Annotated in this window: 8 protein-coding genes; 4 read left to right on the forward strand and 4 right to left on the reverse strand. The window is 70.7% G+C overall.

Features of this window, described 5'->3' with window-relative positions:
• The 4 genes from DP107_RS07930 to DP107_RS07945 form a co-directional block, all read right to left on the reverse strand.
• Positions 1-1,054: aminopeptidase (locus DP107_RS07930; protein ID WP_144261633.1), on the reverse strand; the 1,054-nt coding region annotated here is incomplete at its 3' end.
• A 163-nt stretch (positions 1,055-1,217) separates the two neighbouring features.
• A complete protein-coding gene (locus DP107_RS07935) occupies positions 1,218-1,451 on the reverse strand; it encodes a hypothetical protein (RefSeq protein ID WP_144261594.1) in 234 nt (77 codons plus the stop codon).
• Between the two features lie 50 nt (positions 1,452-1,501).
• On the reverse strand, positions 1,502-1,768 hold the full coding sequence (locus tag DP107_RS07940) for a hypothetical protein (protein WP_144261595.1): 267 nt from the start codon (positions 1,766-1,768) through the stop codon (positions 1,502-1,504).
• A gap of 63 nt (positions 1,769-1,831) precedes the next feature.
• Positions 1,832-2,197 (reverse strand): winged helix-turn-helix transcriptional regulator, encoded by a 366-nt coding sequence (locus DP107_RS07945; protein ID WP_144261596.1) that lies wholly within the window; start codon positions 2,195-2,197, stop codon positions 1,832-1,834.
• Positions 2,198-2,356: 159 nt separating this feature from the next.
• On the opposite strand from DP107_RS07945, the gene DP107_RS07950 reads away from it, so the two are divergent.
• The 4 genes from DP107_RS07950 to lpdA all read left to right on the forward strand — a co-directional run bounded on the left by DP107_RS07950 (position 2,357) and on the right by lpdA (position 7,212).
• Positions 2,357-3,376 carry a sodium:calcium antiporter gene (locus tag DP107_RS07950; protein WP_144261597.1) on the forward strand — a complete coding sequence of 340 codons (1,020 nt, stop codon included), beginning with the start codon at positions 2,357-2,359 and terminating at the stop codon, positions 3,374-3,376.
• Between the two features lie 382 nt (positions 3,377-3,758).
• The gene (locus tag DP107_RS07955) at positions 3,759-4,829 is read left to right on the forward strand and encodes an ATP-binding cassette domain-containing protein (RefSeq protein WP_144261598.1); all 1,071 of its coding nucleotides are present in this window, start codon (positions 3,759-3,761) and stop codon (positions 4,827-4,829) included.
• Positions 4,826-5,719, forward strand: a complete 894-nt coding sequence (locus DP107_RS07960; protein WP_144261599.1) for an ABC transporter permease — start codon at positions 4,826-4,828, stop codon at positions 5,717-5,719. The genes DP107_RS07955 and DP107_RS07960 overlap by 4 nt, the downstream gene beginning before the upstream one ends.
• A 71-nt stretch (positions 5,720-5,790) precedes the next feature.
• Positions 5,791-7,212 (forward strand): dihydrolipoyl dehydrogenase, encoded by a 1,422-nt coding sequence (gene lpdA / locus DP107_RS07965; protein ID WP_144261600.1) that lies wholly within the window; start codon positions 5,791-5,793, stop codon positions 7,210-7,212.
• Positions 7,213-7,343: the final 131 nt, after the last annotated feature.

A 7,343-nucleotide genomic window follows, 5' to 3' on the forward strand; every position in this document is an offset into this window, starting at 1 on the left:
CGACCTCGCCGTCGACCTCGATGCGTGAGTCCTCGCTCATGTCCACGATCATGTCGACGTGCTGGGCGGACTGGTTCTGCTCGTTGCCCTCCCCGACGTTGGCCTCGTACGCCCGGCCGACGGCCATGTGGACGGTGTCGCCCATCTTCTCGTCGAACAGCATGTTGTACGTGAACCGGTCGATGTCCCGGTTCATGCCGATGCCGAGCTCTCCCAGCCGGCGCGCCCCGGGGTCGGTGTCGAGGATGCTCCCGAGGAACGACTCGTTCTTCTCGGCGCTGTAGTCGATGACCTCGCCGTCCTCGAAGACGAGGCGGGCGCCAGTGACCTCCTTGCCGCGGCGGTAGACCGGCTTGTCGAAGAGGACCTCGCCCTCGACGCTGTCCGGGACGGGGGCGGTGAACACCTCCCCGCCGGGGAGGTTGTGCTTGTTCGTGTCGTTGATGGCGTGGTTGCCGGCGACGGACATCGTGACGTCGGTGGTGTCGCCGCTGACGATACGGACCTCCTCGGCGGGGTCCAGCAGCTCGACCATGTGCTCCTGGAACTCGCGCTGGGCATCCCAGTCCTTGTTGATAGCGTCGTAGACGAAGTTCTGGTAGGCCTCCGTCGACAGCTCGGCCAGCTGGGCGTCGGCCGGCGTGGGGTGCTGGGTGAGCGTCCAGCGGTCGGTCAGGCGCTCGTTCAGGATGGGCGCGTGTGCGCTCTCGTAGTCGGCGTTGACCTCGTCGTCCACGTCCACCATCTCCGTGACGTTGTCGTGCGCCCGGATGACGACGTGGCAGTCGGCCGCCTCGACGAGGTCGCCCTCGTGAGGTGGCGTCTCGAACTCCATGTCGGACTGCCCGGCCGCCCGGAGGTAGGCCCGGATGGCGCGGCCGCTCCGGTTGGTCGTGATGTGGATTGGGTGGGCGCCGCGGTCGCCGGCGACCTCGTACAGCGCGACAACGAGGTCCTCGGCCACGGGTTCGGACTTGATGACGAGGTTGTCCCCCGCCGCCAGGTCGACGGCATCGGCGAGGATTCGGGCGTGCTCTCGGATTCGCGGATCCATGGCCACGGGTTCGGCTGGGGTCGGCATACCGTTTCCGCAACTGGCGGCGGCCCACAGCGTGTCGGCCCCGACCGCCGGCGCGCGACGGGCCTGCCGGTGACCCCCTGAACACTCCGACCGAAGGTGGGGCACGAACGGGCGGTCGACGGGACGGTCGTGCCGGTCAGGTCTCGCAGAAGCCGTACTTCCGGATGCATTCGAGCATCCCGTCGCGGTCCTCGTGCTTGTGGAGCCGGGTCGGCGTGTCGCAGTAGTAGACGTCGCCGTCGAAGCGGAGGGTGAGGTCGTGCTCCCCGCCGAACGACTCCGTCTGGACGACGATCCGGTCGCCGCCCTCGATGCGTCCCAGTAGCTCCTCGGCGTCGCATTCGCCCTGCTCGATGACGTCCGTAGCCATTAGGCCTCCATACGCCGGCGTCGGGCAAGAGCGTTCGGCCCGAGCGCCGCTCAGCCCGGGCCCCGGACGTCCGCGACCGACGGCCACGGCAGCGTGCCGGCGACCTGGTACCGGTCCGGCACACGGGGTCGCAGCCGGTTCCCGACGGCGACCCCGACCAGCACCGGCGACGGGCCCCCGACGAACGCCGACCGGTCGAGGTCGCGCAGCGGCGAGCGGTCGGCGGCCGGCGTCGGCACGACGAGCAGGACGACCGCGGTCGCCAGCGCGGCCGTCGCGACCACCGCGTGGCCGAAGCGGGCGACGCCCTTTACCACCCGCCTGCGAACACGACCCCGAACACCAGCGCCGGCGTTCCCGCCGTGACTCCGAGGCCCACGTCAGCTGCCGGGCGGCGCCGCGAGATGCTCCTGTCCCCAGTCCCGCATCGCGACGATGACCGACTCCAGCGACCGGCCCCGTTCGGTCAGCGAATACTCCACCCGGAACGGTTTCTCGCTCACGATCTCCCGCGCGACGAGACCGTGCTCCTCCAGGTCGTCCAGCGAGTCCGACAGCACCTTCGAGGAGACACCGTCGACGGCGTCCTTCAGCGCGTTGAACCCCTGTGGCCCCTCGCTCAGCAGCCGGTGGATGATGACGGGATGCCACTTCCGGCCCAGGATGGTCGCCGTCGACGTGATGGGACACCAGTCCTCGCCCGCGCACCATACCTCGAGTCGGTCGTCGACGTCGCGCTCGCTCATGTCTGAACGTACCCGCGCCACCGGAGATAAGGGTTCCCCGAGAGCGACGCCGGCACCGTGGCGCCCGGACGCCGGGGTCGGAACCGCCGGGCGCCGGGACGGGTGCCCGGGCGGGCAGTTCGGGTAGGTTTTACTCGGTCGGGGGCGCACCCCCATCAGATGCTCCGGCTGGTGGAACTCGTCGTGCTCGCCCTCGTGGCGACCGCGGTAGTGTGGAAGGGGAGCGGGTGGCTGGAGACCTCGAGCCAGCGGCTCTCGGCCCACTACGGCCTCCCGCCGGCCGTCCAGGGCGCCGTCGTCGTCGCCATCGGCTCCTCGTTTCCGGAGCTCGTCAGTGTGGTGCTCAGCACGGCCCCGCCGCCGATCGGCGCCGGCCAGTTCGACCTCGGGGTGAGTGCCGTCGTCGGCTCCGCCGTGTTCAACCTGCTCGTCATCCCCGCCGTCTCCGGCATCCTCGGCGACACGGTGTCGGCCTCGCGCGCCATCGTCTACAAGGAGGCCCAGTTCTACATGGTCGCCGTCTCCGCCGTCGTCATCACGTTCGCGCTGGCGGTCATCTACTACCCGACGCCCGACCGTCTGGTCGGGACGGTCACCCGGCCGCTGGCGGCGATGCCGGTGTTGCTGTACGGCGTCTACGTCTTCACCCAGTACCAGGACACCGCTGACTTCGACGCCCCCGACCCCGGCGAGATCGACATCGCCCGGCAGTGGGGCTGGCTCGCGCTCAGTCTCGTCACCATCGCGGTCGCCGTCGAGGGACTGGTCGAGGCCGCCGTCGGCTTCGGCGAGTTCTTTGGGACCCCCTCGTTCCTCTGGGGGCTCACCGTCATCGCCGCCGGCACCTCGCTGCCGGACACGCTGGTGTCGGTGCGGGCCGCCCGCGACGGCCGCGGCGAGACCTCGCTGGCGAACGTGCTCGGCAGCAACGTCTTCGACCTGCTCGTGGCGGTTCCCGTCGGCGTCCTCATCGTCGGGGCCGTCCCCGTCAACTTCGGCGTCGCCATCCCGCTGCTGGGTTTCCTGACCGTTGCCACGGTCATCGTCTTCGGGTTCCTCCGGACGGAACTGACGCTCTCGGTCGCCGAGTCGTACGTCCTGCTGGGGCTCTACGTCGTGTTCCTCGTCTGGATGACGCTGGAGACGTTCGGCGTGCTCGGCTTCGTCCCCGGCGCGTAGGCCGGCCGGACCGGGTGGGCAAACGCTCCGGGAGGTGCGCGCTCGCTCCCGTCGGGTCACGTCGGAGCCGGCGGCGCGTCGGCACGACCACCGCCACCGCGGAGCGACGACATCGGCGACGCCCGGGACGGCGGTGCCCGTCCAACGTGGGTACGACCACATGGCGGCGCATCGCGCCCTCGACCCCCGGACGCCTCGAGACGCGATTCCGCTACCGACCCCGTCACCCCCTCTCCGACGCGCCCGGCGGTACCGACCCGGTACGACGGCCCGTTCTCGAGGGCCACGCGAGGTGCACTCCCATCATATAAGCCGCCCGCGGTCCTGTACTAGAGATAATGACCGAAGCGCGTCGCCCGCGACACGTGCGACACCACGCAGTATGAGCCAGGACACGACACGGCGGACGGACGGGGTCGGCGCGGCGGGAGCGGCCGACGCCGGCCACGAGTACGCCATCGACGCCGAGCGTATCGAAGTGACCTACAGCGACGGGACTCGCGCGGTGCGCGGCGTCGACCTCCAGGTCCCGCGCGGGGAGTTCTTCGGCTTCCTCGGCCCGAACGGCGCCGGGAAGACGACCACCATCAAGACGCTCGCAACGCTGCTCTCGCCGACCGGCGGTGCGGTGCGAGTCAACGGGTTCGACGTCGCCTCGGAGCCCCGGAAGGTCCGCGAGTCCATCGGCTACATGGCCCAGGAGACCAGCGTCGACCCCGAACTCACCGCCCGCGAGAACATCCAGTTCGCCTGCGAGGCCTACGGCGTCCCGCGGGGCGAGCGCGCCGAGCGCATCGACGAGCTCCTCGACCTCGCGGACCTGGCGGACGTGGCCGAGAAGGAGGCCGACGAGTTCTCCGGCGGGATGAAAAAGCGCCTGGACGCCGCGACCGCGCTCGTCCACCGCCCGCCGCTGGTGTTCCTCGACGAGCCGACGACCGGGCTGGACCCGAAGGCGCGCAACCGCCTCTGGGACTACTTCCGGCGCATCAACGAGCAGGGGACGACCGTCTTCCTCACGACCCAGTACCTGGAGGAAGCCGACCAGCTCTGTGAGCGCCTGTCGGTCATCGCCGACGGGGAGATCGTCGCGACGGGCTCGCCCGACGGGCTGAAGCGCCGGGTCGGCGGTGAGATCCTCGACATCGAGCTCGCGGCCGCCGAGGGGGTTGATAGCGGTGGCCCGGACGACCCCCGGGAGCGCGCCGCCGCCGTCGCGCACGAGACGGACCTGTTCGCGGACGCGACCGTCGAGACGACCGCCGACGGCATCACCGTCACCGCCCGGGACGCCCGCGCCCACGGGACGGACCTCCTCGTGGCCCTGCGGGACGAGGGACTCGGCGTCACCGGGTTCAACATCCGTGCCCCGACACTCGACGACGTGTTCCTCGCCATCACCGGCGAGCACGTCGATGCCGAGGACGAGGCGGCCGACGAGGTGGCCCCATGAGTACGCCGACGGAGGGGTCCGAGACGGCCGCCGCGACCGCCGCGGAGGGGGCCACGGCCGAGCGCTCGGCCAACTCCTTCCTCGGCGACGTCTGGACCAACTTCAAGCGCTGGAACCTGAAGGCCGTGCGCAACCCGTTCGTGCTCGTCGTCTCGCTCGTCCAGCCCATCATCTTCCTCGTGCTGTTCACGCAGGTGTTCGGCACGGTCGCGGGCGGCGCGCTCCCCGGCGGCATCAGCTACGAGACATATCTCGTCCCCGCCATCGCCATCCAGGTGTCGCTTGCCGCCGCGGTCACCTCCGGCATCGGCCTCGTCAACGACATCGAGGAGGGGATGTTCGAGAAGGTCCTCGTCAGCCCGATGAACCGGACGGCGGTCTTCCTCGGGAAGACGATGGCCGAGCTGCTGCGCATCGCCCTCCAGATCGGCATCATCCTCGTGCTGGGCGTGGCGCTGGGCGCCGAGATCACCACCGGCGTCGTCGGCGCGGTGGGTATCGCCGCCGCCGGCGTCCTGTTCTCGCTCTGGTTCATCGCCTTCTCGAACACGCTGGCGGTGCTGACCAGGGACCAGGAGTCGACCATCATCGCCGCCAACCTCCTGCAGTTCCCGCTCCTCTTTCTCTCGTCGGCGTTCCTCCCGCTGGAGTCGCTCCCGGGCTGGATCCGCACCGTCGCCATGCTGAACCCCGTGACCTACGGTGTCGACGCTGCCCGCGCCATCATCCTCGACGCCGACGTGATGACGGTCATCGACGTGTCGCTGGGCTACGGCGGCGCGCTCGACACCCTGGTCCCTGCGGTGGCCGTGCTGCTCGCGCTGGACCTCGCCCTGGGCGCGGTCGCCGTCGCCATGCTCTCGCGGGCTACCAGCTCGAAGGTCCGGTAGGGCGCCGCCCACCGCCCGGGGGCGAGCGGCAAGACCTGCCAGTTTTAGTGGCGGCCCCATCAGGGTCGGACATGGTCGTCGGAGACATCTCCACCGGAACTGACCTCCTCGTCGTGGGTGCGGGCCCGGGTGGCTACGTGGCCGCCATCCGCGCCGCACAGCAGGGCGTCGACACCACGCTCGTCGAGGCGGACGCGTACGGCGGCACCTGCCTCAACGAGGGCTGCATCCCGTCGAAGGCGTACATCACGGCCGCCGACACGGCCCACGGGGCCGCGAACGCCGAGGCGATGGGGGTTCACGCCGACCCCGCCGTCGACATGGCCCGGACGAGGGCCTGGAAGGACGAGGTCGTCGACACGCTCACCGGCGGCGTCGAGAAGCTGTGCAAGGCAAACGGCGTCAACCTCGTCGAGGGGCGCGCGGAGTTCGCCAGCGAGCGCAAGGTCCGGGTGGCCCACCAGGGCGAGGGCCAGGGCAGCGAGTCCGTCGAGTTCGAGCACGCTCTCATCGCCACCGGTTCCCGGCCGGTGGCGGCCCCGTTCGACTTCGACGGGGAGCACGTCCTCTCCTCGACGGGCGCCCTCGCGCTGGACGCGGTGCCGGACCGCCTGCTCGTCGTCGGCGCGGGCTACATCGGGATGGAGCTGTCCACGACCTTCGCCAAGCTCGGCGCCGACGTGACCGTCGTGGAGCTGCTGGACTCGGCGCTGCCCGCCTACGAGGACGACGTCTCCCGGGTCGTCCGGAAACGGGCCGAGGCGCTCGGGGTGGAGTTCCGCTTCGGCGAGGCCGCCGAGTCCTGGCAGGAGACCCCCACCGGCCTGCGCGTCGTCACCGCCGACGAGGACGGCGAGGAGACCGAGCACGCGGCCGACCTGATCCTCCAGGCCGTCGGCCGCGACCCCGTGACGGACACGATGAACCTCGAGGCGCTCGGCCTCGAGACCGACGAGGACGGGTTCATCCCGACCGACGACCAGTGCCGGACCGCCCTCGACCACGTGTTCGCCGTCGGCGACGTGGCCGGCGAGCCGATGCTGGCGCACAAGGCTTCCGCGGAGGGGGAGGTCGCCGCCGACGTGGTGGCCGGCGAGCCCGCCGCCTGCGACTACCAGGCCATACCCGCCGCCGTCTTCACCGACCCCGAGATCGCCACCGTCGGGATGACCGCCGACGAGGCCACCGAGGCCGGCTTCGAGCCCGTCGTCGGACAGATGCCCATGAACGCCTCCGGCCGCGCCCTCACACTGGACGACCCCGAGGGGTTCGTCCGCGTCGTCGCCGACGGGGAGACGGAGTTCGTCCTCGGCGCCCAGATCGTCGCACCCGAGGCCTCCGAGCTGGTCGCGGAGTTCGCGCTCGCCATCGAGATGGGCGCCCAGCTGGAGGACGTCGCCTCGACCGTCCACACCCACCCGACGCTGGCCGAGGCGTCGATGGAGGCAGTGATGAACGCGCGTGGCGAGGCGGTCCACACGCTGAACCGATAGAGCTTTCCTCCGCCTCGGGTCTCCTCGCGCTCGCTTCGCTCGCGCTGCGGGGACCACTCGGCGCAAAAACGTTCAGAAAAAGGGCCGCTCTCCGCTCGCTTCGCTCGCTCCGAGCGGTGAAACGCGCGCCT

The sequence above is a fragment of the Haloglomus irregulare genome, assembly GCF_007421925.1.
Lineage (GTDB): Archaea > Halobacteriota > Halobacteria > Halobacteriales > Haloarculaceae > Haloglomus > Haloglomus irregulare.

Excerpts from the sequence above, each read along its gene's own strand:
- DP107_RS07935 (WP_144261594.1), bottom strand. The coding sequence starts at position 1,451 with ATGGCTACGGACGTCATCGAGCAGGGCGAATGCGACGCCGAGGAGCTA.
- DP107_RS07945 (WP_144261596.1), bottom strand. The coding sequence starts at position 2,197 with ATGAGCGAGCGCGACGTCGACGACCGACTCGAGGTATGGTGCGCGGGC.
- DP107_RS07950 (WP_144261597.1), top strand. The coding sequence starts at position 2,357 with ATGCTCCGGCTGGTGGAACTCGTCGTGCTCGCCCTCGTGGCGACCGCG.
- DP107_RS07955 (WP_144261598.1), top strand. The coding sequence starts at position 3,759 with ATGAGCCAGGACACGACACGGCGGACGGACGGGGTCGGCGCGGCGGGA.
- DP107_RS07960 (WP_144261599.1), top strand. The coding sequence starts at position 4,826 with ATGAGTACGCCGACGGAGGGGTCCGAGACGGCCGCCGCGACCGCCGCG.
- lpdA (WP_144261600.1), top strand. The coding sequence starts at position 5,791 with ATGGTCGTCGGAGACATCTCCACCGGAACTGACCTCCTCGTCGTGGGT.